Below are 24,959 nucleotides of genomic sequence, written 5' to 3' on the forward strand. Positions count from 1 at the left end.
TTGCTGAAAGCAACGGAGCAGCGCGTTGGACTTATACATGACCCGGAGGTCCAGTCGCAAAGCAGGGCCGGGCGCATGCTAGCATGCGAGACCGGAGATGCTTTAGCGACGACAACAAGAATGAGCAGGAGGCAGAAGCAATGAACCAGATGACATTGGACGAGGTGAAGAGGATTGCGGCGTCGGGGGACTACCGCCGTGTTCCGGTGACCAGGGAGATCCTGGCGGATATCCGCACGCCGGTGGAGACGCTGCGGGCGCTGCAGAAGGTCAGCGGACACTGCTTTCTGCTGGAAAGCGTGGAGGATTCCAGACAGTGGGGACGTTATACATTTCTGGGCTACGATCCGTCCATGGAGATTTCCTGCAAGGATCATCTGCTGACGGTCATCTCCGGAAGGGGAGAGAAAAAGCAGATGCAGATCGATCATCCGGGGATTTTCATCAAGAAGGTGATCCGGGATAACCGTTCTCCCAGGCTGGGAAATCTGCCGACTCTTACGGGAGGGCTGGTCGGTTACTTTTCTTATGAATATATCCAGTATGGGGAGCCAGCGCTTAAATTGGACGCTCCGGACGAGGACCGTTTCGATGATGTGAACCTGATGCTTTTTGACAAGCTGATCTGTTATGACAATTTCCGTCAGAAGATTATCCTGATCGTCAATGCGTATACGGATCATCTGGACGAGAGCTACAGCAGGGCAGTGATGGCGCTGGATGAGATGGAGAACATCATCCGGCACGGGGAGCCGAAGAAAAATGAGCGGGGGCGGCTTCTGGAAGAGTTGAAACCGGCTCTCTCCAAAGAGGAATACTGCGAGAAGGTTGAAAAAATCCGGCATTACATCCACGAGGGAGATATTTTCCAGCTGGTGTTTTCCAATCCTATGAAGGCGCGTTATGAGGGAAGCCTTCTGGACACCTATCGGATTCTGCGCACTACCAATCCTTCTCCGTATATGTTTTATTTTTCCGGTGATGATGTGGAAATCGCAGGGGCTTCTCCGGAAACACTGGTTAAGGTGGAGGACGGAGTGATACGGACCTTTCCGCTGGCGGGAACCAGGCCGAGGGGAAAGACGGATGAGGAAGACCGGGAGCTGGAAGAAGGGCTTCTGAAGGATCCGAAGGAGCGTGCGGAGCATAACATGCTGGTGGATCTTGGCAGAAATGATCTGGGGCGTCTCTGCAAGTTTGGAACGGTAGAGGTGGAAAAATACATGTGCGTCGAGAAATACTCTCATGTAATGCACATCGGTTCCGAGGTGAAGGGGCAGCTGCGGGAGGATAAACAGGCGATTGACGCCGTGGATTCCGTGCTGCCGGCCGGAACGCTCTCCGGAGCGCCCAAGTTCAGGGCGTGCCAGCTGATCAGCGAGCTGGAACACGATAAGAGGGGAATTTACGGCGGGGCTGTCGGCTATGTGGATTTTACAGGAAACCTGGATGTCTGCATTGCGATTCGTCTGGCTTATAAGAGGAACGGAAAGCTTTTTGTGCGGTCCGGAGCCGGAATTGTTGCCGACAGTGTGCCGGAAAAAGAGTATCAGGAGTGTATCAATAAGGCAAAAGCAGTAGTAGAGGCAGTTCATGCTGCGGAGGAGGTGGGAAGATGATTCTTCTGATTGATAATTATGACAGTTTTTCCTATAACCTCTATCAGTTAATCGGCTCCCTGAACCCGGACATTACGGTGATCCGGAATGATGAAAAGACCACAGAGGAAATTGCGGACATGAAGCCGGACTGCATTATTCTTTCTCCGGGGCCGGGAAGGCCGGCGGACGCAGGGGTCTGCGAGGATGTTGTCCGGAAGCTTGGCGGTAAAATCCCCCTGTTGGGGGTCTGCCTGGGGCATCAGGCGATCTGCGAAGTCTATGGCGCGGAAATTACCTACGCCAGAGAACTGATGCACGGGAAACAGTCGGAGGTGGAGCTGGATACATCCAGTGCCATTTTCAAGAACCTGGACAGGAAGGTTCTGGTCGGCAGATATCATTCTCTTGCGGCGGCGGAGGACACGCTTCCCGCCAGCCTGAAGGAAATCGCCAGGGCGGAGGACGGGGAGGTCATGGCCGTGGCGGACGAAGAGAGAAAAATCTACGGGCTGCAGTTCCATCCGGAATCCATTATGACGCCGTCAGGCCCGCAGATGCTCCAGAATTTTCTGGAGATCAGCCTGTCCGGTGGAGCGCCGGTTTTATGACCGGGGCTTGACGGCAGCCCGAAAGAAATCAATATTTGCAGAGAAAGAAGGGATCAGAAATGATTAAAGAAGCCATTGAGAAAATTGTAGGAAAAGGGGATCTGACATACCAGGAAGCGTATGCGGTTATGAAGGAAATAATGACGGGACAGACAACGCCGACGCAGAATGCCGCTTTTCTGGCCGCCCTGTCCACCAAGTCCACGAAGGCGGAGACGATTGACGAGATTTCCGGCTGCGCTCAGGCAATGCGGGAGCAGGCGACGCCGGTGCCGCATCCCGGCATGGAGGTGCTGGAGATTGTAGGAACCGGCGGGGATAAATCCTCCACTTTCAATATTTCTACGACCAGTGCAATGGTGATTGCTGCAGCGGGAATCAAAGTGGCCAAGCACGGCAACCGGGCGGCTTCTTCCAAATCCGGAACGGCGGACTGCCAGGAAGCGCTTGGCGTGAATATTCAGCAGGATCCGGAAAAAGCGTACAAGATGCTGCAGGATGTCGGAATCTGCTTCCTGTTTGCGCAGAAATATCATGCCGCAATGAAGTATGTCGGGGCAATCCGCAGGGAGCTCGGATTCCGGACGGTATTCAATATCCTCGGACCGCTGACAAATCCGGCGAATCCGGAGTATTTTCTTCTTGGTGTCTATGATGAATATCTGGTGGAGCCGATCACCAAGGTTCTGGACAAACTGGGAGTAAAGCGTGCGCTTGTGGTTTACGGAGATGATCGGCTGGATGAAATTTCTGCTTCTTCTTCCACAACGGTCTGCGAGCTGAAAAACGGATATTACAGGACATACAAGATACAGCCGGAGGATTTCGGTCTGGTGCGGGGAACCAAGGAAGAGCTGACAGGCGGTACGCCGGAGGAAAACGCGGAAATCACCCGCGGAATTCTTTCCGGAAAAATTCAGGGGACAAAGAGAAACGCTGTTCTTCTGAATGCCGGCTCGGCTATTTATATAGGAGGAAAAGCAGATTCTGTTGCGCAGGGAGTGCAGATGGCAGCAGAGCTGATTGACAGCGGCGCGGCGCAGAAGAAGCTGGAGGCGTACATCGCCGCTTCCAATCAGTAAGAGGGACAGTAAGGGAGAAACCTCAGAAGAAACTGGAGGCATACAACGCCGCCTCCAATCAGTAAGAGGGGCAGTAAGTGAAGAATCGCAGGAGAAAGATGGAGGAGCAGCAAGATGACAATTCTGGATGAGCTGGCCAAATATGCCAGATACCGCACCAAAGAGGCGGCAAAGAAAATCCCGGCGGCGGAGCTTCGGCGGCAGGCCGAAAGCCTGAATGCGGAGACCGGTTTTCCGTTTCGGCGGGCACTGGCCGCAGAGGGAATGTCCTTTATCTGCGAGGTAAAGAAGGCATCCCCGTCAAAAGGACTGATCGCGGAGGATTTTCCGTATCTGCAGATTGCGCGGGAATATGAACAGGCCGGCGCCTCCGCCATCTCCTGTCTGACGGAGCCGAAATGGTTCCTTGGCAGTGACCGGTATCTGCAGGAAATCGCGGATGCGGTGACGGTGCCGGTTCTCCGGAAGGATTTCACGGTGGATCCCTATATGATCTGGCAGGCAAAGCTGCTGGGGGCATCCGCGGTTCTGCTGATCTGCGCTATTCTGGAGGAAGGAGAGCTGCGGGAATACCGGGAGATTGCGCTTTCCCTGGGGCTTTCAGCTCTGGTGGAGGCTCACGACGCTGCAGAGGTGGAGAAGGCGCTGCGTGCCGGGGCGGATATTGTCGGGATTAACAACCGGAATCTGAAGAATTTTACAGTGGATATCCACAATTCCGCAAATCTTCGGCATCTGATTCCCGAAAATGTTCTGTGTGTGTCAGAGAGCGGGATTCGCACGGCGGAAGATGTCGGTGTTCTCTGGAAAAACGGCACGGACGCGGTACTGATCGGGGAGACGCTGATGCGCAGCCGCGATAAGAAGCGGGAACTGGAGGTTCTGCGGAGCAAGTGTCACGACTGAATCCGGAGAAGAAGGAACGAAAGCCTCTTCGGAGCAGGCAGGGTGATGGAATTCCTGCGTGAGACAGAAAGATGGAGAGAGGAGGCGCCTGTGGCGGGGAAAACAAAAATCAAGCTGTGCGGAATGCGCCGTCCGGAGGACATACAGGCAGTCAATAAGGCAGGTCCGGATTATATCGGCTTTATCTGCAGCAGGAGGTTCTGGCGGCATATTTCCCTGGAAGAAGCGGCGGTACTGAAAAAAATGCTGGATCCCGGTATTCGGTCGGTCGGGGTTTTTGTGGATGAACCTTATGAGGAAATAGCCGGATGGCTGAAAAAAGGCGTGATCGACCTGGTACAGCTGCACGGAGAAGAGGATGAATACTATATCCGCCAGCTGCGGAAGGTCATGCTGTTTCAGAATACGCTGGTACCGGTTATTCAGGCATTTCGTGTAAAAACCGAAGAGGACATCTGGCGGGCCGGGCACAGCATTGCGGATTATATTCTGCTGGACAGCGGCGCCGGGAGCGGCGCGGCGTTTGACTGGTCGCTGATTAAAAAAATCAACCGCCCGTATTTTCTGGCGGGCGGGCTGGGACCGGATAATGTGGCGGAGGCAATCCGCAGGTTTCACCCGTATGCGGTGGATATGAGCAGCAGCCTGGAGACGGACAGGAAAAAGGATCCGGAGAAGATCCAAAGAGCTGTCCGGGAGGCGAGAAACGCCGCCAGATGCAAGTAGACCGGCAGGATCTTCTGCAGTTTTCTGCAGGAGCAAACAGATAAAGGAGGACATTATGACAAACCCGAAAGGCAGATTTGGAGAATTTGGAGGACAGTATGTGCCGGAAACCCTGATGAATGAGCTGATTCATCTGGAAGAGGCTTATGAGCATTATAAAAACGATCCGGAGTTTGTAGCAGAACTGGACGATCTGATGAAGAATTATGCGGGAAGGCCTTCTCTTCTTTATGAGGCGAAGAAGATGACTGCCGACCTGGGCGGGGCAAAAATTTATCTGAAAAGAGAAGATCTGAATCACACCGGCGCCCACAAGATTAATAACTGTCTCGGCCAGGTTCTTCTGGCCAAAAAGATGGGAAAGACCCGTGTAATCGCCGAGACCGGAGCCGGACAGCACGGGGTTGCTACGGCGACCGTTGCCGCTCTTCTGGGTATGGAGTGCGAGATTTTTATGGGGGAGCTGGACTGCCAGCGCCAGAAGCTGAATGTCTACCGCATGGAGCTGCTGGGAGCAAAGGTACATCATGTAAAAAGCGGCTCTATGGTCTTGAAGGACGCGGTGAACGAGGCCATGCGGGAGTGGGCCGGAAGGGTGAATGATACGCACTATGTGCTGGGCTCTGTCATGGGGCCGCATCCGTTTCCGACGATTGTAAGAGATTTCCAGGCGGTTATTTCTAAAGAAGCAAGGGAACAGATTCTGGAAAAAGAGGGGAAGCTTCCGGCAGCGGTGATCGCCTGTGTAGGAGGCGGCTCCAACGCTATTGGCGCCTTTTATCACTTTATTCCGGACAAGGAAGTGCGGCTGATCGGCTGCGAGGCTGCCGGGCGAGGCGTCGATACCAGCGAAACGGCTGCGACCATAGCCACAGGAAAGATGGGCGTGTTCCATGGGATGAAATCGCTGTTCTGCCAGAATGAGTACGGGCAGATTGACAAGGTTTACTCCATCTCGGCAGGTCTGGACTATCCGGGGATCGGTCCGGAGCATGCGTATCTGAACAGCATCGGGCGCGCGCAGTATGTCCCGGTTACGGATGACGAGGCGGTAGACGCCTTTGAATATCTTTCCAGAACAGAGGGCATTATTCCGGCGGTGGAAAGCGCTCATGCTGTCGCTTACGCAAGAAAGCTGGCGCCGACTATGAGCAGGGATCAGAGTATCATTATCTGCCTGTCCGGACGTGGGGATAAGGACGTGGCTTCAATCGCAAAATACAGAGGAGTGGAAATCGATGAGTAAGAAAATAGCGGATGCATTCAAAAACGGTAAGGCATTTATTCCATTCATAACAGCAGGAGATCCCAGTCTGGATAAAACAAAGGAATTTGTTCTGGCGATGGAAAAGGCGGGAGCAGATCTTGTGGAAATCGGAATTCCGTTTTCCGATCCGATTGCAGAAGGAGTGGTCATTCAGGAGGCGGATCTCCGTTCGCTGGAGGCCGGGACCACGACAGACGGGGTGTTTGACATGGTGGCGGAACTCCGGGAAGAGACGGATATGCCGCTGGTGTTTATGACGTATCTGAACATTGTTTTTTACTATGGGTACGAAAAATTCTTTTCCAACTGTGAAAAAGTCGGAATATCGGGTATTATAATACCTGACATGCCTTACGAGGAAAAAGGAGAGTGTGAGGCAATCGCCGCCGGACATGGTGTGGAGCTTGTTTCCATGGTTGCGCCGACCTCCGAGGAGAGAATCCGGATGATCGCCTCCGAAGCGCGCGGCTTCCTCTATGTGGTATCTTCCATGGGGGTAACAGGCGTCCGCGCGGAAATCCGGACCGATCTGGATTCCATGCTGAAGGCGATTCGCCAGGCAACGGATCTTCCGGCGGCCATCGGCTTTGGCATCAATACGCCGGAGCAGGCGAAAAAAATGTCGGGAATTGCGGACGGAGTCATTGTAGGAAGCGCTATTGTAAAACTGGTGGCAAAGTACGGAGAAAATGCCGCGCCTTATATCGCCGAGTATGTGAAGAGCATGAAGGATGCCATTCGCTGAATGCGGAAAATCTGCGGAGGCCGGGAAGAAGGATGCCCTTTTTCGGTGCGGGAAGAACGCGTATGGAGCACCGCATTCGTTAACGAAATCCGGGCGAGGATGATCTTCGGCATGCCGGAAGGGAAAACGACGGTCGGAGTACAGCATCCGTCAGGCGCAGAAAAGGGCAGGGCATGAAAAACGTCATCCGCCAGGCGCAGAAAGGGGCTTACGGTGAAACTTGAAAAATATATGGGATGCTCGAAAGCGGCAAGAAAGCTTGTGCCGGCGGATCTGGTTCTGAAAAACGCGAAAATCGTCAATGTATTTACGGACCGCGTGGAGGAGGGGAACATTGCCGTCACCAACGGAATGATTGTCGGCATCGGCGATTTTTCCGGTAAGGAAGAGATAGACCTGAAGGGGCAGTATGTGACCTCCGGGTTTATCGACGCGCATCTTCATCTGGAGTCAACCCTTGTCAATCCGCAGGTGCTGATTAATAAGGCGGAGGAGCATGGAACAACAACTTTTATTGTGGATCCGCACGAGGTGGCAAATGTCTCCGGCACAGACGGCATAGACTATCTGCTCTCCCAGACGGAAAATCTGCCGGCGCACGTCTATGTGATGATTGCCTCCTGTGTTCCTGCCACTCCGATCGACGACAACGGCTGTACGCTGCACGCGGAGCAGATGAAGAAGTATCTGGACAACCGCCGGGTTCTCGGTCTGGGTGAGGTGATGGACTGCATGTCCGTGATCAACGGGGATCCGTCCATGAACGAAAAGATTGAGCTTTTTGACGGCAAAGTCAAGGACGGGCATGCGCCGAATCTTTCGGATGAGGAGCTGGCTGCCTATGTCATTGCCGGGGTCACCACGGATCACGAGGGAACCACTTACGAGTATGTGATGAAGGAACGCTCCATGGGCATGACCTGCCATATCCGGGAGGGCAGCGCCGCCCGTAATCTGGAGATGATCGTCAAGGGTATTGTAGAGAACAATACCAATACGGAAGGGTTCTGCTTCTGTACGGATGATAAACACATTGAAGATATCACCCGCGAGGGAGATATAGACCATAATGTCCGGAAAGCTGTGAGCATGGGGATCAGTCCGATTGCGGCCGTTAAAATGGCGACCATCCAGCCGGCCAGATGCTACGGGCTGCGCCGGACCGGAGCCGTTGCTCCCGGCTTTGACGCGGATCTGGTTGTGTGGGATTCGCTGAAGGAATTTCATGCGCAGATGGTATTCTACAAGGGACAGCTGGTGCGCCCGCACCACAGAAAGGAACCTGCCTGCCCGCCGGAACTGATGGATACCATCCATGTGGGACCGGTGGATCCGGAAAAACTGAAACTGCGGGCGGACGGGACGCCCTTCCCGGTGATCGAGATGATACCGGGGCAGATTCTGACAAAAAGAAGAGATCTCGTTCTCCCCGCAGATTCGGACACCGGAATGTTTGCTCCCGATGGGAAGATCGATAAAATTGCGGTGTTTGAGCGCCATCACGCCACCGGAAAAATCGGCGTCGGGGCAGTTGCCGGGTTCTGCCTGAAGGGCGGGGCTATCGCCTCCAGTGTTTCGCACGACAGTCACAATATTATTGTCATCGGTGATAACGATGCGGATATTCTGGCTGCTGTCCGTGAAATCGAGCGGACGCACGGCGGCTACACCATTGTCCGGAATGGAGAAGTTTTTGACACGCTGGAGCTTCCGGTGATGGGGCTGATCTCGGACAAGAGCTATACCTATGTGAATAAAAAACTGAGGCGGATGATTGCCTGCGCTCACAAGATGGGCGTTCCCAAAGACATGGATCCGTTTATTACGCTGTCCTTTATGGCTCTTCCGGTCATACCGTCGATCCGCTGCACCCCGCGAGGCGTGTACAGCGTTACTGAATCCCGGTTTCTTACCTGATTTTTTCGGCTTCAAATGACAGTCCCCGGAAGACAGGGTAGAAATATGCCGGCAGGCAATATTTTGACGGATACATGCCCTTGCGGGTAAAGAAGTCTCCGGATGCCAATAACAAGGCCAAGAACACCGGGCGTAAGAGAAAAGTTTGCAGAATCACACAGAATTGCTATAATGTGACTGACTCAGCAGTGAGCCAGTCTTTTTGGTTTTCCTTACCCATACAGAGGAAATGTCGTTTTTTATTCTTGCTTTCGGTTAAATGAAAAAGGCGGCGGAAGGGAGCTTTTATGTTAGATGTATGTTTATTGGGAACCGGCGGTATGATGCCGCTTCCGGGCAGGTGGCTTACTTCCCTGCTTACGCGGTTTAACGGAAGCTCCCTTTTGATTGACTGCGGGGAGGGGACGCAGATTGCCATGAAAGAGCAGGGGCATACCTTTAAGGCGATAGATACCATCTGCTTTACGCATTTTCATGCGGATCATATCAGCGGCCTGCCGGGAATCCTTCTGGCCATGGCAAATTCCGAGCGGACGGAGCCATTAGTACTGATCGGCCCGAAGGGGCTGGAGCGCGTGGTGTCCGGCCTGCGCGTCATTGCGCCGGAGCTGCCGTTCCCGGTCCAGTGCATAGAGCTGAAGGACAGGGAACAGGTCATCGAGAGAAAGGGCTACCGGATCACCGCTTTCCGGGTTCAGCATAACATGGTCTGTTACGGATATTCCCTGGAGATTCTGCGTGCCGGAAAATTTGACGCGGAGCGGGCGAAAGCCGCCGGAATACCGCTGAAATACTGGAATCCTCTGCAGAAGGGGAATGTCATTGAAGCGGAGGATGGAAGAATGTTCACGCCGGACATGGTTCTTGGCGGTGCGAGAAAGGGACTGAAGGTGACGTACTGCACAGACAGCCGTCCGGTTTCTCAGATCTCAGCGCACGCCTCCGGATCAGATCTTTTTATCTGCGAGGGAATGTACGGAGAGCCGGATAAAGAGGAGAAGGCCAGAGAGCACAAGCACATGACGATGTATGAGGCTGCGCACCTGGCAGCGGCCGCGGATCCTCAGCCGCAGGAACTTTGGCTGACGCATTATTCGCCGTCTATGGTATATCCGAAACAGTACATGGATGAGGTCAGGAAAATCTTTCCCGGAGCCTTAGCCGGAAAGGACGGGCGGAAGGTGGAACTGAATTTCCAGGATGAGGAATCCTGAACGGATTCCGGGAAGCGGCTTTGCCGACTTGGCCGACAAGGGTTTGAGGCTCGCGGGTATTCGAACCCTCAGATTTAGGCTTTGAAAAAGAATCTAGATAATCAAGTTTGAAAGAAGATCTTATGAAGGATACACTAATACTGGGAATTGAAAGTTCCTGTGATGAAACGGCAGCGTCGGTGGTGAAAAACGGACGCACGGTGCTTTCCAATATCATTTCCTCGCAGATTGATCTGCACACGCTTTATGGAGGGGTGGTTCCGGAGCTTGCATCCAGAAAGCATATAGAGAAGATAAACCAGGTGATCCGGCTGGCGCTGGAGGAAGCGGGGGTCACGCTGGACGATCTGGACGCGATCGGCGTTACCTATGGTCCGGGGCTGGTGGGGGCTCTGCTGGTGGGAGTCTCCGAGGCAAAAGCGATTGCCTGGGCAAAGGATATTCCGCTGGTGGGCGTGCATCATATCGAGGGGCATGTCTCTGCCAATTATATCGAGCATCCGGATCTGGAGCCTCCGTTTATGTGCGAGATTATTTCCGGCGGTCACACGCATCTGGTGCTGGTGAAGGATTACGGGGAGTTTGAAATCCTCGGACGAAGCCGGGATGATGCGGCGGGAGAGGCCTTTGACAAGGTGGCAAGAGCGATTGGTCTGGGCTATCCCGGAGGACCGAAAATTGATAAGGCCGCCAGGGAGGGAAACCCTCACGCGGTGGAGCTGCCGCGGCCGCATATCACGAATGAGATCCGGGAGGGCTCCGGCGTTTCTAAAAGAGCCCGCGACGGATCGGAAGGAAAGTATGATTTCAGCTTCAGCGGATTAAAATCCGCAACGCTGAATTATCTGAATAAGTGTGCCATGACAGGGCAGACGGTGTCACAGGCGGATGTTGCGGCTTCTTTTCAGCAGGCCGTTGTGGATGAGCTGGTAGAAAACGCCATGCGCGCGGCGGAGGATTATCAGACAGAGACCTTTGCCATTGCCGGCGGTGTGGCGGCAAATTCCGCCCTGCGCAGGGCCATGAAGGAAGCATGCGGGAAACGGGGAATCCGGTTCTGCTATCCGTCGCCAATATTCTGCACAGATAATGCGGCAATGATCGGTGTGGCAGCTTACTACGATTACATCAAAGGGATACGGAGCGGCTGGGACTTAAACGCGGTTCCGAATCTGAAACTTGGAGAGAGATAATCGGTTCTGATTCAGACGAGGGGAATAGCGTTGCCCTCCTGCAAATACAAGGGGCTTTGCAATTCCTGACGGGCGGACGAAAGGAACAGAGTGGTAAAGGCGTATGGATGGAAAAGTCCATATCGTCTGGGCTTTTGAGGAAAATCGTATGAAAGCAAGATGTACGGCCGTCATCATGGCTGCCGGAACCGGCACCCGGATGGGAACGGCTGTCAGCAAACAATATCTGGAGCTGGAAGGAAAGCCGATTCTGGTTCATACCCTGGAGACATTCCAGAAATCGGATCTGATTGCGGATATTGTTCTGGTAGCCGGAGAAGATAAGGTGGCGTACTGCCGGCAGGAGATTGCGGAAAAATACGGCATTACGAAGGTATCGGCTGTTGTGCCGGGAGGAAAAGAAAGGTTTCAGTCTGTCTACTGCGGCCTTCAGGCCTGCTGGGGGACGGACTATGTTTTTATCCAGGACGGGGTACGCCCCTTCGTGACGGAAGAAATTCTGCAGAGAGGCTATGCGTGCGCGAGGGAGCATGGCAGCGGCATCTGCGCGGTGCCGTCCAAAGACACGGTTAAGATTGCGGACGAATCCGGAAAAGTTCTTTCCACACCGCTTCGAAAAAATGTGTGGTCGGTGCAGACCCCCCAGGTATTCCGATACAGCCTGATCCGCAGTGCCTATGATAAATTATTTTCCGCAGAGGGAGCCGGGAAGCAGGCTGGCATTACAGATGATGCCATGGTTCTGGAAACCATGACGGAAACCCCGGCTTTTCTTTTTATGGGGGATTACAGGAACATCAAGATCACGACCCCGGAGGATCTGAATGTGGCAGAAGAATTTCTGCGGGAAAATATGCAGAACCAATAGAAAAATGGTTCAAACAGGCGGCTGTTGTGTGGCAGAAAAATTTTTCCGGGAAAAACAGGCAGGGCGAAAAGGCGTAACCACGGTTTGGGCAAAAAATGGGGCACCGCAAACTGCCTCAGTGCCCCGCGTTGTTTTGTACACGTATTTTTTTGCTGTCAATGTTCTGCTTATCAATAGGCAGATATACAGCGTCCCGATCTTTGCGCTTTTTATAAAGTGGCTTTCCACAGTCCGTGCAGGTTGCAGTTTTCATATACGGCAACCGGCTCGTCGCCGTCTGCCAGCAGGAATACTGCTTCCGGTTTGTCTCCGGGCTTCAGATCTTTTTTCTGATATCCGTTTTTGGTTTCCAGAATAATGAACTGAATATAGTGCTCCTCCTGCATGGGATGTTCCACGGAACCGACACGGACGGTAATCTTATTTCCCTCGACTTCACATACCGGGACATGTTTCTCTACGGCCGCATCTGTTGTATTGGGAGTCACTTCCTCCATCGGAATGCCGCAGCATACCGGGGTGGCTGCCGTTTTCTCTGTTAAAAAAGTAATAAAGTTGCCGCATCTGCTGCACTTATAAAATAACATGGCCTCAGCCTCCTTCGTTGTTTGTCCGGATAAGCAGGCGCCTTCTGTGCGGATGCCTATCCGGTTGTTATCTTTTAACTACGTTTTTCTTTTCTGGTTCTCGAAAATTTTTCTTTAATAATTCTCTGCGTGTACCTCAAAATATGCCTGCGGATGTTTGCAGACCGGGCAGACCTCCGGAGCTTCTGTACCAATGACAATGTGTCCGCAGTTCCGGCATTCCCAGATTTTTACTTCACTCTTTTTGAATACTTCCTTCAGCTCTACATTCTGGAGAAGCTTCCGGTATCTTTCCTCGTGTGTTTTTTCAATGGCGGCAACACCGCGGAACTGTTCTGCCAGGTCATGGAAGCCCTCTGCGTCGGCATCCTTTGCCATCCGGTCATACATATCGGTCCATTCGTAATTTTCACCGTCGGCGGCGGCCTTCAGGTTCTCTTCGGTATCCCCCAGCAGGCCGAGAGCCTTGAACCAGAGCTTGGCATGCTCTTTCTCGTTCTCCGCGGTCTTCAAAAACAGGGCTGCAATCTGTTCGTATCCGGCTTTTTTCGCGACAGAGGCAAAATAGGTATATTTGTTTCTCGCCTGAGATTCTCCCGCGAAGGCTTCCAGAAGATTTTTTTCTGTTTTTGTGCCTGCGTAGGGATTTTTCTTATCCTCACTCATCGCCTTGAAAACTCCTTTCTGATGGCATTTAGGGCATTCCTCCGGGGGAACGTCTCCTTCATAGACATAGCCACATACACTGCATACGTATTTCATTTTCCGTCTCCTTTTCTGCAAAAACTGCCGAATGCAAGTACAACCTGTAATGATTGGTCTGATAAATCGCGTTATAAGAATGGGAAAACCATAAATATAAATAAGTAATACGAATATATCAGATCAAACAAATTACAGATATAAATTATTATACATGAAGCTTGTGTATACAACAAGTGTCGGAAAAAGAGAGGGCTGAAAACAGGGTAGAAAAAGAAGAGGCGTTCCTATTGCCTAATCTTTTTACAGTAAGCGGTTATAAAATATATTTTTTTGTTGTCAGCTGCGCTCTGCATCCACCTTCAGCATGCGGTACCCGATTCCCACGTGCGTCTGGATATATTGCGGGGAATTGGCAGAGGGTTCCAGCTTCTTGCGCAGCGCTGCCATAAATACCCGCAGCGAGGCCATTTCACTTCCGGACGAGCTGCCCCATATTTCTTTTGTGATATAAGTATACGTCAATACCTTTCCTTCGTTGCGGGCGAGCAGAGTAAGCAGCTTATACTCGATGGGCGTCAGGTGCAGTTCCTGACCGGAAAGTGTGGCTGTCTCTGCGGCGAAATCAATAACAATTTCTCCATTGCGGAAAACAGGAGAGGGATCTGTCCTGTTTTTCAGGAGGGAAAGACGGCGCAGAGATACGCGCAGTCTGGCCAGCAGCTCTTCTACTGAAAATGGTTTGGTAAGATAGTCGTCTGCCCCGGCGTCCAGGGCTTCAATCTTGTCTGTCTCGTCGCTTCGGGCGCTTATCACGATAATCGGAAGCTCTGACCAGGTACGAACCTTCCTTATTACATTAATTCCGTCCATATCAGGAAGCCCCAAATCCAGAAAGATTACGTCCGGATTGTGTGTGGCAGCCTGCATGATAGCGGTTTCTCCGTTGCCGGCCGTAAGGAAACTGTAATCGTGAGCTTTCAGTGTGGTTGCCATCAGATTTCGGACGGATGGATCGTCCTCAACGATCAGAATTGTCGCTTTGCTGCTCATAGTCATAGTTCGGGAACCTCCTCTGCCGGAATGGTAAATGTAAAAATGCATCCGTGTGGTTTGTTGTCGGTCAGACGGATTGTGCCGCCATGTGCTTCTGCGATGGATTTGCAGAGAGCCAGTCCAAGTCCCATGCTCCTCCTGCTGTCTGCCACCGTCTTTTTGCCGCAGTAGAACATGTCAAAAATATGCTCTTTATCCTGTTCGTCAATTCCCGGTCCGTCATCTGTCACGGAGGTATGGATCAGTGCCCCCTTTTTCTCACAGTGTACCGTAATGTGTGATCCGGGCGGAGTATATTTGACAGCATTATTGATCAGATTGACAAGCAGCTGCACAATCAGCCGGGCATCCATCTTCCCCATCAGCAGATCGGAGGACAGTTCGGTTTGAAAAATGTGCTCGCTGATTTTTCTGCTGCAGTGCCTTCTGGCTTCCTGAATAACTTCGCCCATCAGTTCCGCGGAGGTATGAAGTTCCATTTTTCCATCACTCAGCCGCGTAATGGAAAGAAGGTTTTCCACCAGATCCTCCAGCCACATGGAATCGTCATAAATGTTCTGGAAAAGCCCGCTTTTTGTATCTGTATCCAGCTTGTCACTGTCAGACAGAAGAATGCTGGCTGCCCCGGAGATGGAAGTCAGGGGAGTCCTGAGATCGTGAGAGATGGAGCGAAGCAGATTGGCGCGCAGCTGTTCGTTCTTTGCAAGAAGTCTGGACTGTTCCATTTCCTGTTTGCTGTGATAATTCTCCAGGGCCAGCGCGGTTTCGCTGAGCATGGAAACCACAATGCCTGCAGTATAAGGGTTCAGGCTTTTTTTAGAGACATCTATGCCGATGACGCCGTAGCCCACATGATTCAGGCGTACAGAGTAATAGATGCAGTTGGAGTCTGCATACTGGGCGGTGCCGTGTCCGGTTTTCTCCATGGAAGAGAAGGCGGCCTCTGCTGCGGCCTCTTCCTGTGCCGGATCAAAGGTAAGCATGCGGGAGGCATCGGACAGATACACGGATGGCTGCTGCAGTTTGTTGTGGGAAGCGGGATAGACAATGATGTTTCTCTGGAGCAGACGGATCATCTGTCTGGCTGTCACGTCCATAATTTCCTGCGGCTTTGTGCTTTTTTCCAACAGCTGGTTCATATCATACAGAATCCGGATGCGAAATGCCATTCTGGCAGAATTTCTTGCCTGAATTTTCAGCCTTGCCGCGTTTATTCCGGTTAAAAAAGCGATCACAAACATAACAGCGAACGAGAGCGTATATCGTGTATCATAAGCCCTTAAGGAAAAGTGCGGACTTGTGAAGAGATAATTAAAGATAAAAACACTCACCGCAGAGGCACACAGGCTGCAGATCCAGCTGGCCGTCCGTATGGAGATCAGAAAAACGAAAAAGATATAAAAAACAATAATATTCGATTCTGCTCCGTTAACAGATTGAAAAAACCATCCGATCAGAGAACAGACGGCCAGCATGGCTGCGGAGAACAGAAAGTTTTTCAGAGTGCTGCCGGCCTCGAAGTGCAGATGCAGAGGAAGCCCGGAGGATATGGTGTGCCGCTGGTCCGGGATGATGTAGACGTCTGCCTCCGGAGCCAGCAGGATCAGAGTATCTATAAGTTTACGGTTTTTGCTGCCGATATGCATTCTGTTCGAGAAACCGAGGGAACGGCCGATCACTATTTTTGTGACGCCGGATGCACGGGCGTACTCTGCGATCATTCCGGCTACATTGCTGCCCTGAATAATTTCCAGCTGCGCGCCCAGCTTTTGGGCAAGCTTTTCGTTGCTTTCCAGCCGCTGTCTGTCTTCGGGGGACAGGAACCTGTCATCCGGAGTCTCAATATACAGAGCTGTAAAATAACCGTGAAAAGCTTCGGAAAGCTGTGCTGCCCTGCGGATCAGCCTTTCATTTGCAGGGGAGGAGGACAGACATACCAGCACATGTTCATTCTGTTTTTTTTCTGAAGACATCGGGTGTTTTCCTCCTGTTTGATAGAAAATGATTTCCGGGCAAAAGCTGACTTCATCAAAGCCAATGGTAATGCTTCTCGCTGATATCGTCAAATTTTACAATCTGATGATCCAGGTAACATGCCAGAAAAACTAAATATAGAATCAGAAGCAGATACGCCATAAATCACACCCCCCTGTCATTCCTGCTTTTCCGAAGGACTTTTGGGTCATATTCGGAAACATTTTTGCATATCTTTGGTTTTCCCCAGAACCAGGATGGTTTCTCCTGCCTCAAGAGACGTTTCGGAACTGATATCCATATTACTTTGTCCGCCTCTTTTCACAGCCAGAATATTTACTTTGTAGCGCTGCCGGACATCCAGCTCGCCTACGGTTTTTCCGGCCCATTGTTCTGGAACTGAAATTTCAAAGATTGCGTAATCATCATTCATGGCAATATAGTCAAAAATGTGATCCGTGCTGTAACGGATGGCGGCCCATTCCGCCACCTGCTTTTCCGGAAAAACAACTTTGTCTGCACCGTTCCGGAGCAGAAATTTAGAATGAACCTCGCCGGAGGATCGGGCTACAACCATTTTTGCGCCCAAATCTTTCAGAAGGGAGGTGGTCTCCAGAGAATCCTGGAAGCTGTCTCCGATTGTTACATAGCAGAGGTCAAAATTCCGTACGCCGAGGGACTTCAGAAATTCTTCATTCGTGCTGTCTCCAATGATTCCGTTTGTTACAAAGGGCATAACGGCATTGACGCATTTTTCGTCTTTGTCTACAGCCATTACCTCATGGTTCAGTTCACTTAATTTCAGGGCAATGGTTCTGCCGAATTTTCCCAGCCCGATGATTAGTACCGATTTCATTTTTCGTTTCCTCCTCGTTTATTTATCCTACGGTTATTTTTTCTTCGGGAAGTATCCCTTTTCCCGGATTACCGGCCGATACGGCTGCAAAGATCAGGGTTAGTCCGCCCACTCTTCCTACGTACATTAGAAAAACAAGTATGCCGCGGGAGAGCAGGGACAGTCCGGGGGTGATCCCGGTGGTCAGTCCTACGGTTCCTATCGCGGAAGCTGTTTCAAACAAGCATCGGATCAGGGGGAGCCCCTCGATCCGGCTGATCAACATCCCGCCGAAGGAAAACAATGTGATGTACAATAGCAGAATGGCTCCGGCATTCTGGATGCTGTCAGAGGGAATTCTTCTTCCGAACATACTGGAAAATTTTTTCCTTTTAAAGACAGCGGCGGAAGAGGCAAACAGTACAGCGACGGTCGTTGTTTTCATGCCGCCTGCCGTGGATGCAGGCGAACCGCCGATCAGCATCAGTATGATCATAATAAACAGGCCTGTGTCACTCAGCTTTGTCAGATCCGCGGTATTGAAACCGGCTGTTCTGGGGGTCACAGCCTGGAACAGAGACAGGAGCAGTCTGTCGGATGGGGCATCGGAGAATTCGCCAAAATAAAAATAGAGCGCGGGGACTGCTATCAGGATTGCCGTCATACATAAAATGACTTTTGTCTGCATCCGGTACTTGCGAAAATGAAATTTATGGGCGGCAAGATCCATCCAGGTAAGAAATCCGATTCCGCCGAAAATAATCAAAACCATTATCGTAATATTAACAACAGGGTTCCCGGCAAAGGCCGTCAGGGAAGAATATTTCTGCTCCCCGCCCATCAGATCAAATCCGGCATTGCAGAAGGCCGAAACAGAATGAAAAACCGAGAACCAGATACCTTTCAGGAGACCGAATTTTCGGATGAAAACCGGCATCATCACCAGTGCGCCGATGCCTTCTGCCCCGAACGTGGTCAAAAGGATAAATTTTGTGAATTTTACAATTCCGCTTATCTGGGGCGCGGAAATAGACTCCTGCATGATGTTACGCTGGATCAGCCCGATCTTCTTCCCGGAGAGCATGGCAATGGAAAGCGCGACTGTAATGACTCCCAGCCCGCCGATCTGAATCAGAGAAAGAATGACGGCCTGTCCGAAAGGCGTCCAGAAAGAGAAGGTGTCCTGGACAATAAGACCTGTCACACAGGTTGCCGATGTCGCGGTAAAAAGCGCATCCGCGAACCCCGCGGACCCGGCTTCCCTGGAGGCGGCCGGGAGCATCAGCAGCAGCGTTCCCGCCAGAATAACGCATAAAAAACCTAGTATAATAATCTGAACTGGTTTGAGATGTTCAAAGTTGAAAATAATTCTTTTCATGGCAGCCTTGTCTTTTTCTTCTATTTCTCTTGAAAAGAAATGGTATCTCCGTGTTGCAAGGCTATTATCAGACGATTCCTGTAAAGAGGCTGTTAAGGTTGCCGGAAAGCTATTAAGATTGTATAAAGATGGGAGGCTGCTATTGAAAATTCGTGTTGCATTTCGTGTTGCTTTTTATTTGAAAATACAACAAAATCTGAAAAGATAATCGAAAAACGAAAAGAATAATATAAAGAAAAAATCCAGCAACTACGCGGCTTCTTGCCGTTTAATCGTAGTTGCTGGATTTTATGGAGAGCGCAGAGGATGGGATTCGAACCCATGCGCCCTTGCGGACAAACGGTTTTCAAGACCGCCTCGTTATGACCACTTCGATACCTCTGCAAATGCGGATAATATTGGAAGAAAATCCGCGTTTATGATAATACCATAGCGGATATTTCTTTGCAAGCTGAATCTGAATGTAACATTTATTTAATATTTATGGTTGATTATTTGTAACAAACGTGATAGAGTTGTAACTAGTTTGAAGCTGGTTTTTCATTTTTACAGCTTGTGCTTCAAATGGAAATACGGGAAAGGGGTTAAGCAATGTTAAACAGAAAAAGACGACACGCCTTATCTGCAAGCCTCTCGGTTGCGCTTGTTATTGCAATGGCCGTTCCGGCGTTTGCTGATGAAACATCTCAGGATCTGCGGAATCAACAGCAGGATCTTCAGAATCAGCAGGCGGCGGTAGAGGCTGAGCAGGCAGATACTTCAGCCAAGCTGGATGATATTAAGAGCAATATCAATGATCTGGAAGCAAAGAAAAATGATCTTCTCGGACAGATTGATTCTCTTGATGCGCAGCTGGTTACTACGATTGCTTCGATCAATACGATTAATTCTCAGATATCCGAAAAAGAAAAGGATCTGGAGCAGACGGCAGCGGATCTGCAGAAAGCCCGGGAAAATGCGGATACAGAGTATGAAGCAATGAAGGCAAGAATCCAGTATCTCTATGAGAAGGGTGGGGAGACCGGATGGCCGGCACTGCTTTTGTCGCAGGGAGCGGACAACAGTGATGTCCTTTCTGATGTTCTGGACAAGGCGGATTTTACCGGAGATATGTATAAGTATGACCGCCAGTGTCTGGAAGAGTATGCAAATGATATTCAAACCGTAAGTGATCTTCAGACACAGCAGCAGCAGGAAGAAGCTGCTCTTGTGGAAATGAAGAATGAGCAGGAGTCTCAGGAAGCAAATCTGCAGACCTTAAAAGAGCAGGCGCAGGCTTCCTCCGAGGATGCGCAGAGCCAGATCAATCAGGCGGAGGAGCTGGCATCCCAGTATACGGATCTGATCAATCAGCAGAATGCGAAGATCTCCGAGCTGTCAGCTGCGGCTGCGGCCAAGGGTCAGGAAGCGGATCAGAAAGCTGCAGAAGAGCAGGCGGCTGCGGAAGAGGCACAGAGACAGGCGGAAGCACAGGCTGCGGCAGAAGCTGCGGCTCAGGCGGAGGCGGCTGCTGCGCAGGCCTCCACGGAAACGACCACTTCCGGAAGCAGTAGTTCTGCGGATACCGGATACACCGGTTCTGACAGCAGTTCCGATACCACATATACGGACAGCAGCTCGGGAACTTCTTATACAGATACTTCTGCTTCGTCCTCGGCATCCGGTTCTTCCTCATCGGGAAGTACTGCGTCCAGCAGTTCGTCTTCCAGTGCTACCGGAGCGGCGATTGCCGCTTATGCCTGCCAGTTTGTAGGGAACCCGTATGTCTGGGGAGGAACTTCTCTTACAAATGGCTGTGACTGTTCCGGATTTGTTCAGTCTGTCTATGCGCATTTCGGAATCAGCCTTTCCAGGACGACCTACACACAGGCAAATGAAGGTGTAGCTGTTTCCTATTCGGATATGCAGCCGGGAGATGTCATCAATTACGGCTTCCATACCGCTATCTATATTGGAAATAATCAGATCGTGCATGCGGCGGATTCCAGTCTGGGTATTATTATTCAGAGCAATCCTGCCTTCCAGCCGATTGTGACTATCCGCAGATTTGTGTAAGCTGACTGCTTTCCGTCAGGGAGTATTTTTTATAAAGTCCGGGTCTGAAGACCCGGACTTGTTGTTTGTAAAAGGAACAAATGGTATACTCGCCTCAGACCCGCGTGTTCTGTTTTAAGGTGAGAAGGATGAAAAATCATAAGATTTGGCGGAGACGTTTTCTTCCTATGGCAATGGCCTTTGCTTTCGCTGTGGGAATGGCAGGAATAACAGGAGCAGTACCTGTCCGCCTTTATGCGGATGATGAGCCGGTATTGTCCGAGGCACCGGCGGGAGAAGGAAATCCGGGTGTCGGGAATCCGGCAGAAAACACTGGAAACAAGACTGCGGGAGGCGGTACAGAGACCGGGGCCGGCAATGAAGCCGGAGCTGCGGGGGAAGGAGCATCCGGAGGAGAAGGAAGCACGGTTTCCGGGGGCGGCGATGTTTCCGGGGAATCCGGAGCGGGCGCAGAATCCGGTGCGACATCGGGGAATGTGTCGGAAGAAGGGGAAGGCGGCGGTCCGGCAGAAAGCGGTTCGTCTGTGTCAGGCAGCAGTCAGAATCCGGCTGCCGGTTCGGAATCGGAGATTCCCGGAAGTGCAGGATCTTCTTCCGGGTCTTACGGAGATGTTTCCGGAAGTGCGGAAGATGCGGCCGTTTACCCGCAGGCATCCTCTCAGGAGATGGAGCAGATGCAGAAAGCTGCGGAAGAATATTATGCGCAGACAGAGGGAGCTTCCATTGGCGCGGTTTTTACGCCGCAGACGGCGGAAAAAATGGGAAAAAAGAAGAGAACCTGGCTGTTTATCGGGGACTCCAGAACCGTTGGCATGTATCAGACGATTGGGGATAATGGGGTCCTCTGGGACTGCAAGGGAGGCATGGGGTATTCCTGGATGACGGAAACGGCAGTTCCTCAGGCGGAGCCCTATATTGACGGAAATACAGATGTTGTTATTCTGATGGGGGTAAATGATGCCTGGGACCGCCTGGGGCCTACTTACGCACCCATGTATATCTCCTATTTGAATAAGAAGGCGGCCCAGTGGGCAAAGCTGGGAGCGAGGACGTTTTATGTTTCTGTTAATCCGGTTCGGGGGACGTTCGAGCTGAACGGCTATTATCTGAATAATTCCTTTGTGGAGAGATGGAACAACCGGATGAAGAAAGGGCTTTCCGGGGATATTACTTATATTGATACCTGTAGCGGCCTGGAAAAGAATCCGATCGCCTGGGCGGATGATATTCATTACCTGGGAGAGACGAATCAGCAGATCTATGATCAGATTGCGGGGGCGCTTCAGTCAGATCAGGAGGCTTTGAAAGCAACAGCTCTCAGAAACTCGGAACTGGATCATAAAATCGTCCGCGCAGCGGCGGTGAAACCGTTTCTGCGCGCCCTGTATCGGAGCGGATATCACAGGGAGGCATCGGCGGAGGAGATGGACTACTGGTCGGATACAGTTGCAGAGGGAAAAAGCGTATCACAGGTGGCTGCGGCGCTGCTGGTTAGCGGTGAATGCGGCTGTATGGGTTGGGGCAGGATGAATTACCTGACATGGATGGCCTGAACCTGTAGATTTGTAAAACCATATGTGGTAGAAAATGGAAACCGATCTCCAAAATCTGGACGTCGGTTTTCAGCTTTTTGACAAAAAATATAAAAATTGAGCCTGTAAATTAAGCATAATGCTATTTTTTCGGTTACAAGAAATGGTGGTTGGAGGATTCAGACAAACCAGATGTTGTGTCGAAAAAGTTACATAAGAAGCCGGAACGTTTCAAAAGTATTACAGAAAGAATACAGAAATTTGCATTTTCTCGAAAAATGGTCTATGGTAGGGTTACTTAGGGGTGTAAAAAGGGGAGGGAATACTGTGTTTTTTGGAGGGGCCACAGAAAGGAAGCTTATCTGGTGACTTTATGAAAAAGAAATGTATTCTTTCCATGATCTTATCTGTTTTCCTGGTCGGAACGGCTGCAGTGCCATGCTTTGCGGGAACAGTGGAGGATTTGGAGAATAAAATCTCAGACAGCCAGAATAATCTGCAGACTCTGCAGGCACAGCTGAATGATCTGGAAGGGCAGTATACGGCGCTTCAGACACAGGCGGCCGACAAGCAGTATGAGCTGCAGCAGCTGGAGACGGATCTGGAGGACGCAAAAAGCGAAAAAACAGAGCAGCATGAAGGGATGAAAACCCGGATCAGGTATATCTATGAGGCCCTGGGCGGAAACGGGGAGGCATTTGAACTCTGCGCAACTATTCTTGGCGGCGCCACTGTTACGGCGGATGACGAAAATATTGCGGAGCTTACCCGCTACGATCGTGAAATGCTGAGCCAGTACCAGGACACCTGCCACAAGATAGAGGATAAAACCGAGAAAGTAAAATCGGAAAAACAGGAGCTTCAGGATCTGGAGGCAGAATGCCGGGATAAACAGCAGGAGATCACAAGCCTTATCGCACAGACCACAGAAAACATCAGTACCTATCAGCAGCAGCTGACAGATGCGAAAGACGCGGAGCTTCTGGAACAGATCCGGCAGCAGGAGGCAAATCTGCAGGCGGTTTTTCTAAGTGATGCGGAGGAAAACACAGCCGGAAGCGTGACACAGGTTGCCGAGAGCAGCGCTGTCAATGCGGCAGCCGGAAACAGCAGCACGGTTGTTACGGCGGTAACCGAAGAAAGTGGCTCTTCCACCGGACAGGCAGCTCCTTCTGTAAGGGAAAACTCCGGAAACGCCGGATGGAGCGGCACTGTGCTTAACAGAAGCAATGGCGTTGTATATGGGCCGACCGGGAAAGAAACCTATTATAACTTGGATATGTCAGGCGTTGTGAGCCTGATGCGGCAGCAGGGTAATACTGACAGCTACTGGGTTCGTGATGACGGAGTCAAGATGCTGGGAGATTATGTCATTGTCGCTGCGAATACAGACAAATACCCGAAGGGAACAATTTTAGACAGTTCCCTGGGAAAAGCGATTGTCTGCGATACCGGAGATTTTGCGTACAGCAATGCCGACCAGCTTGACGTCGCAGTTGCGTGGTAGAGACTCCGTGCTCATACTACACCGGGTATTCGCATTCTCGTTCCGTTTCGCTGCTGTGCAGCTTCCGCATCGCTAACAGGTATTCGCATTCTCGTGCCGCTTTGCGTCACTTCATGCTCATACCTGTTGTCGTCGCTAAAGCATAGCCGGATCCGCATGCAAGCATGCGTCCGTCTCTGCTTTGCGACTGGACTTGCCATATTTTTGGGGTACTGTATAAGTCCTACGCGCTGCTTCGCTGCTGTGCAGCTTCCGCATCGCTAACAGGTATTCGTATTCTCGTGCCGCTTTGCGTCACTTCATGCTCATACCTGTTGTCGTCGCTAAAGCATAGCCGGAGCCGCATGCAAGCATGCGCCCGTCTCTGCTTTACGGCTGGACTTGCCATATTTTTGGGGTACTGTATAAGTCCTACGTGCTGCTTCGCTGCTGCGCAGCTTCCGCATCGCTAACAGGTATTCGCATTCTCGTGCCGCTTCGCGTCACTTCATGCTCATACCTGTTGTCGTCGCTAAAGCATAGCCGGAGCCGCATGCAAGCATGCGTCCGTCTCTGCTTTGCGACTGGACTTATACAGTAAATTGTGTCGGAATTGTTTGAATTTTTTTAAATGAGAAAAAATTAAAAAAATTAAAAAAAGGTGTTGCATTTGAGATACTGCTATGTTAATATAACATTCGTTCGCCGCGGAAGTTAACGACAAGTTAAATTGTCTGCGAGTGAGAAATAATTTAACAGAATTTAAGGATTCTGCCGCATGGAGATGTACCCAAGCTGGCCGAAGGGGCTCCCCTGGAAAGGGAGTAGGTCGTTAACGCGGCGCAAGAGTTCAAATCTCTTCATCTCCGCTTGAATCTGCGATGCAGATTCAATGTTCCTTGACAACTGAACAGTAAAACACATCCTCGAAAGTTCAAAAAAATTTTGAGTTTGTCGAAAGACAATCCTTTAAACAGTAAACGGGATGAATTAGCCAAGAGTTGATTCTGACCGGATTCAATCTTTTTTATGAGAGTTTGATCCTGGCTCAGGATGAACGCTGGCGGCGTGCTTAACACATGCAAGTCGAGCGAAGCGCATAACCGGATTTCTTCGGATTGAAGGTTTTGTGACTGAGCGGCGGACGGGTGAGTAACGCGTGGGGAACCTGCCCTGTACCGGGGGATAACAGACAGAAATGTCTGCTAATACCGCATAAGCGCACGA

Annotated in this window: 20 protein-coding genes, 2 tRNA genes and 1 rRNA gene; 16 read left to right on the plus strand and 7 right to left on the minus strand. The window is 51.1% G+C overall.

What is annotated here, in order from left to right; genetic code table 11:
• Positions 1–140: 140 nt before the first annotated feature.
• The 11 genes from trpE to ispD all read left to right on the plus strand — a co-directional run bounded on the left by trpE (position 141) and on the right by ispD (position 12,127).
• A complete protein-coding gene (gene trpE / locus FYJ60_RS12160) occupies positions 141–1,619 on the plus strand; it encodes an anthranilate synthase component I (RefSeq protein WP_154458943.1) in 1,479 nt (492 codons plus the stop codon).
• Positions 1,616–2,209 carry an anthranilate synthase component II gene (locus FYJ60_RS12165; RefSeq protein WP_154458944.1) on the plus strand — a complete coding sequence of 198 codons (594 nt, stop codon included), beginning with the start codon at positions 1,616–1,618 and terminating at the stop codon, positions 2,207–2,209. The genes trpE and FYJ60_RS12165 overlap by 4 nt, the downstream gene beginning before the upstream one ends.
• Before the next feature lie 59 nt (positions 2,210–2,268).
• A complete protein-coding gene (trpD, locus tag FYJ60_RS12170) occupies positions 2,269–3,291 on the plus strand; it encodes an anthranilate phosphoribosyltransferase (protein ID WP_154458945.1) in 1,023 nt (340 codons plus the stop codon).
• 114 nt (positions 3,292–3,405) lie between these two features.
• The gene (gene trpC, locus FYJ60_RS12175; protein WP_154458946.1) at positions 3,406–4,197 is read left to right on the plus strand and encodes an indole-3-glycerol phosphate synthase TrpC; all 792 of its coding nucleotides are present in this window, start codon (positions 3,406–3,408) and stop codon (positions 4,195–4,197) included.
• Between the two features lie 90 nt (positions 4,198–4,287).
• The gene (locus FYJ60_RS12180; protein ID WP_330579217.1) at positions 4,288–4,923 is read left to right on the plus strand and encodes a phosphoribosylanthranilate isomerase; all 636 of its coding nucleotides are present in this window, start codon (positions 4,288–4,290) and stop codon (positions 4,921–4,923) included.
• Positions 4,924–4,978: 55 nt separating this feature from the next.
• Complete coding sequence (trpB, locus tag FYJ60_RS12185) at positions 4,979–6,169, plus strand: tryptophan synthase subunit beta (protein WP_154458948.1); 1,191 nt, start codon at positions 4,979–4,981, stop codon at positions 6,167–6,169.
• Positions 6,162–6,935, plus strand: a complete 774-nt coding sequence (gene trpA / locus FYJ60_RS12190) for a tryptophan synthase subunit alpha (protein ID WP_154458949.1) — start codon at positions 6,162–6,164, stop codon at positions 6,933–6,935. The genes trpB and trpA overlap by 8 nt, the downstream gene beginning before the upstream one ends.
• 213 nt (positions 6,936–7,148) lie before the next feature.
• Positions 7,149–8,852: an adenine deaminase gene (gene ade, locus FYJ60_RS12195; protein ID WP_330579218.1), complete on the plus strand. Its 1,704-nt coding sequence runs from the start codon at positions 7,149–7,151 to the stop codon at positions 8,850–8,852.
• A gap of 287 nt (positions 8,853–9,139) precedes the next feature.
• Positions 9,140–10,066 carry a ribonuclease Z gene (locus FYJ60_RS12200; protein WP_154458950.1) on the plus strand — a complete coding sequence of 309 codons (927 nt, stop codon included), beginning with the start codon at positions 9,140–9,142 and terminating at the stop codon, positions 10,064–10,066.
• Positions 10,067–10,188: 122 nt separating this feature from the next.
• Positions 10,189–11,259, plus strand: a complete 1,071-nt coding sequence (gene tsaD / locus FYJ60_RS12205) for a tRNA (adenosine(37)-N6)-threonylcarbamoyltransferase complex transferase subunit TsaD (protein WP_154458951.1) — start codon at positions 10,189–10,191, stop codon at positions 11,257–11,259.
• A gap of 148 nt (positions 11,260–11,407) precedes the next feature.
• Complete coding sequence (gene ispD / locus FYJ60_RS12210; RefSeq protein ID WP_154458952.1) at positions 11,408–12,127, plus strand: 2-C-methyl-D-erythritol 4-phosphate cytidylyltransferase; 720 nt, start codon at positions 11,408–11,410, stop codon at positions 12,125–12,127.
• Between the two features lie 209 nt (positions 12,128–12,336).
• On the opposite strand, the gene FYJ60_RS12215 is transcribed toward ispD, so the two are convergent.
• The 7 genes from FYJ60_RS12215 to FYJ60_RS12245 form a co-directional block, all read right to left on the minus strand.
• On the minus strand, positions 12,337–12,714 hold the full coding sequence (locus FYJ60_RS12215) for a desulfoferrodoxin family protein (RefSeq protein WP_154458953.1): 378 nt from the start codon (positions 12,712–12,714) through the stop codon (positions 12,337–12,339).
• 114 nt (positions 12,715–12,828) lie between these two features.
• Complete coding sequence (rbr, locus tag FYJ60_RS12220; RefSeq protein WP_154458954.1) at positions 12,829–13,476, minus strand: rubrerythrin; 648 nt, start codon at positions 13,474–13,476, stop codon at positions 12,829–12,831.
• A gap of 279 nt (positions 13,477–13,755) precedes the next feature.
• On the minus strand, positions 13,756–14,475 hold the full coding sequence (locus FYJ60_RS12225; RefSeq protein WP_235903422.1) for a response regulator: 720 nt from the start codon (positions 14,473–14,475) through the stop codon (positions 13,756–13,758).
• Complete coding sequence (locus FYJ60_RS12230; RefSeq protein ID WP_154458955.1) at positions 14,472–16,445, minus strand: ATP-binding protein; 1,974 nt, start codon at positions 16,443–16,445, stop codon at positions 14,472–14,474. Before FYJ60_RS12230 ends, FYJ60_RS12225 begins: the two co-directional genes overlap by 4 nt.
• A 209-nt stretch (positions 16,446–16,654) precedes the next feature.
• On the minus strand, positions 16,655–17,302 hold the full coding sequence (locus tag FYJ60_RS12235) for a potassium channel family protein (protein WP_154458956.1): 648 nt from the start codon (positions 17,300–17,302) through the stop codon (positions 16,655–16,657).
• 22 nt (positions 17,303–17,324) lie between these two features.
• A complete protein-coding gene (locus FYJ60_RS12240) occupies positions 17,325–18,659 on the minus strand; it encodes a TrkH family potassium uptake protein (protein ID WP_154458957.1) in 1,335 nt (444 codons plus the stop codon).
• Between the two features lie 298 nt (positions 18,660–18,957).
• Positions 18,958–19,043 (minus strand) — tRNA-Ser (locus FYJ60_RS12245).
• A gap of 207 nt (positions 19,044–19,250) precedes the next feature.
• Between FYJ60_RS12245 and FYJ60_RS12250 the strand changes: the two genes are divergently transcribed.
• The 5 genes from FYJ60_RS12250 to FYJ60_RS12270 all read left to right on the plus strand — a co-directional run.
• The gene (locus tag FYJ60_RS12250) at positions 19,251–20,714 is read left to right on the plus strand and encodes a C40 family peptidase (protein WP_154458958.1); all 1,464 of its coding nucleotides are present in this window, start codon (positions 19,251–19,253) and stop codon (positions 20,712–20,714) included.
• 167 nt (positions 20,715–20,881) lie between these two features.
• Positions 20,882–22,267: an SGNH/GDSL hydrolase family protein gene (locus tag FYJ60_RS12255; RefSeq protein ID WP_154458959.1), complete on the plus strand. Its 1,386-nt coding sequence runs from the start codon at positions 20,882–20,884 to the stop codon at positions 22,265–22,267.
• A gap of 352 nt (positions 22,268–22,619) precedes the next feature.
• Positions 22,620–23,753, plus strand: coding sequence for a coiled-coil domain-containing protein (locus FYJ60_RS12260; RefSeq protein WP_154458960.1), 1,134 nt, complete (start codon positions 22,620–22,622; stop codon positions 23,751–23,753).
• A gap of 759 nt (positions 23,754–24,512) precedes the next feature.
• Positions 24,513–24,601, plus strand: a tRNA-Ser gene (locus FYJ60_RS12265).
• Positions 24,602–24,757: 156 nt separating this feature from the next.
• Positions 24,758–24,959 (plus strand): 16S ribosomal RNA (locus tag FYJ60_RS12270); the annotation flags it as partial.

Origin of the sequence: Bilifractor porci (assembly GCF_009696005.1) — a bacterium.
Classification (GTDB): domain Bacteria; phylum Bacillota; class Clostridia; order Lachnospirales; family Lachnospiraceae; genus Bilifractor; species Bilifractor porci.